Annotated in this window: 3 protein-coding genes and 1 pseudogene; all 4 read right to left on the bottom strand. The window is 59.3% G+C overall.

Annotation, left to right across the window (positions count from 1 at the left end):
- Positions 1–95, bottom strand: a 95-nt coding sequence (locus C9422_RS33060) for a hypothetical protein (protein WP_371321739.1), incomplete at its 3' end; no start/stop codon positions are given.
- A gap of 77 nt (positions 96–172) precedes the next feature.
- Positions 173–922, bottom strand: coding sequence for a methyl-accepting chemotaxis protein (locus tag C9422_RS33055; protein WP_371317883.1), 750 nt, complete (start codon positions 920–922; stop codon positions 173–175).
- Positions 923–1,030: 108 nt separating this feature from the next.
- Positions 1,031–2,056 (bottom strand): annotated as a pseudogene (locus tag C9422_RS33050) (cache domain-containing protein); the annotation flags it as partial.
- A gap of 151 nt (positions 2,057–2,207) precedes the next feature.
- On the bottom strand, positions 2,208–2,334 hold a 127-nt coding region (locus C9422_RS31925; RefSeq protein WP_003137649.1), incomplete at its 5' end, for an aldehyde dehydrogenase family protein.

Raw genomic sequence — 2,334 nt, 5'->3', positions numbered from 1 at the left:
ACCGACTGCTGGTACATGGCCTTGTAGGTCGCCTCGTCGGTCAGGGTGTTGGCCAGAACCTCGGGACGAACGGGATACAGGGAAGCCGCACTCATCTTTCTTACCTCGGTGGAATAGTTGTTTTTGTGATCTGTTACGGGTTTGCAGCTCAAGCATTCGGGCAAATGCACATTCAAATCCGGAAGCGACTCAGTAGTTTGTCTTGCTGACCGACGTGCTCCACCATGGCTGAGCATTGGCGAGCCTGCTTGTCCGCGCTGCCGGATACTTCAATACTGATGTCGCGGATATTGGTGGTGTTGCGGTTGATTTCTTCGGTCGTGGCGCTTTGTTCTTCAGCGGCCGCGGCAATCTGCAGGTTCATGTCATTGATGCGGTAAATGGCCTCGCGTATGCGTTCGAGGGTGTCATTGGCGGCATTGGCATCCCCGGCCGTCTTGCTGGCCGTGTCGCGGCTCTGTTGCATGCGTGCCTGGGCATGTTTTACCCCGGTCTGCAGCTGGTCGATCATCTCGCGTATTTCCTGGGTGGATTGCTGGGTGCGCGAGGCCAGGGAGCGCACCTCATCGGCCACGACTGCAAACCCGCGTCCCGATTCGCCGGCACGGGCTGCTTCGATGGCGGCATTGAGGGCGAGCAGATTGGTCTGGTCAGCGATGCTGGTGATGACCGCCACAATCGATTCAATGCTTTGACTGAGGGTGGACAAGTCATTGATCGCATGACCGGTGGCATCCATTTCCTCGGCCAAGCGTTTGATGGCCCCGGTAGACCGGGAAACCAGAGCGACGCCGTCGGCGGTTTCTTCGTTGGCGGCAATCGCCGCTTCGGCAGCGGTTTGCGCGTTGCGCGCGACGTCCTCGGCGGTCGAGGCCATTTCGGTCATGGCGGTGGCCAGTTGATCCAGTTCCTGCAACTGCACCTGTACGCGGCTGGCGGCCTGATCCGCTTCGCACGAGGTCGCGGTGGTGCTCTCGCGGACCTGTTGCGAGCTGTTTTTCACGTCGCCAATCAGCGCCTTAAGGTTGTGCAGGAACTGGTTGAATTCCCCGGCGACCAGGGCAATTTCATCATTGCCGACCACAGGCAGTTGGCGGGTCAGGTCGCCTTCACCGCGATTGATGTCTGCCAGCGAGTCCTTCAGTTGTTCCAGCGGCCGCAGCAGTCGCCTGACCAGCAGGCCCAACACCAACAGGCTGAGCAGCACGCCCAGGCCGGTACCGATCACCGCTCGCCAACTCAGGGTATGGGCGGCGGCCATGACGATGTCCTGGTCCAGGACCACGCCGATGTACCAGTCCATGCCCTTGAGATCGGAGAGCGGGATGAAGGACACCAGGAGCGACTTCCCATCGCTGCGCACCTCTTGAAGCTGAGCGTCGAGGGGCAGGGCGCTCCCGGCAAAAAGCTGACTGTAGGGCTTGCCGTTCAGTTCGGCGTCCGGGTGGGAAATGATGTTGCCGCTTTTACTGAGCAGGAACGCATAACCGGCCCCGCCGAAATCCAGGGTATTGATGGCATCGGCCACTGTGGTCAGGCGGATGTCACCGCCAAACACCCCGAGCAACTGTCCCGCATCGCTGATCCGGGCGACGGCCGAGATCAGGATTTCACCCGTGGTGGAGTCCTTGTAGGGTTCGGTCAGGACGGCTTGGCTGCCGGTCTTTCCAGTCGCGTACCAGGGACGGGTGCGACCGTCATAATCGGGTTTCGGATTCCACGCCGCCGTGTTCTTGATGGGTTTTCCATCTGACTCAAGGGCGCCGAACACCAGCTTGAATTCGTCTTTCAGAATGGGCGAATCGATGATGCGTTGGGTCGCTTGCACACTGTATTGGCGATCGATCGCCTGGGAGGCCAGGTCCATCAGATGAAGCTTGCCGTTCAGCCAGTTCTCGATCTGCCGTGCCACCGCATTGCTCGATTCGGCAATGCTCGCCTCGACCTGGTGACGCAAAATGCTACGGATCTGCTCTACCTGAACCAGCGATAGAAGACTGGTGGTCACCAACAGCACACAAGCAGCCACAAGGCTCACCTTGTAACGGATTTTCATCGAGGGCTCCAAAGGGGCGATCAAGGGGAGCAGAGCATCCAGCCCTGTAGGAGCTGCCGCAGGCTGCGATCTTTTGAACAGGCAATGGGAGCCACCGACAAGCAAAGATCAAAAGATCGCAGCCTGCGGCAGCTCCTACATTCCAAGGGGCTTAGAAGAAGCCCAACGGATTGATGTCGTAGCTCACCAGCAGGTTTTTGGTCTGCTGATAGTGGTCGAGCATCATCTTGTGGGTTTCACGGCCGACGCCGGACTTCTTGTAGCCGCCGAACGCGGCG

Source organism: Pseudomonas sp. B1(2018) (assembly GCF_003097365.1).
Lineage (GTDB): Bacteria > Pseudomonadota > Gammaproteobacteria > Pseudomonadales > Pseudomonadaceae > Aquipseudomonas > Aquipseudomonas laurylsulfatiphila.
The sequence above is the reverse complement of the archived record's forward strand: the minus strand, read 5'-3'. Positions and strand labels throughout refer to the sequence as shown.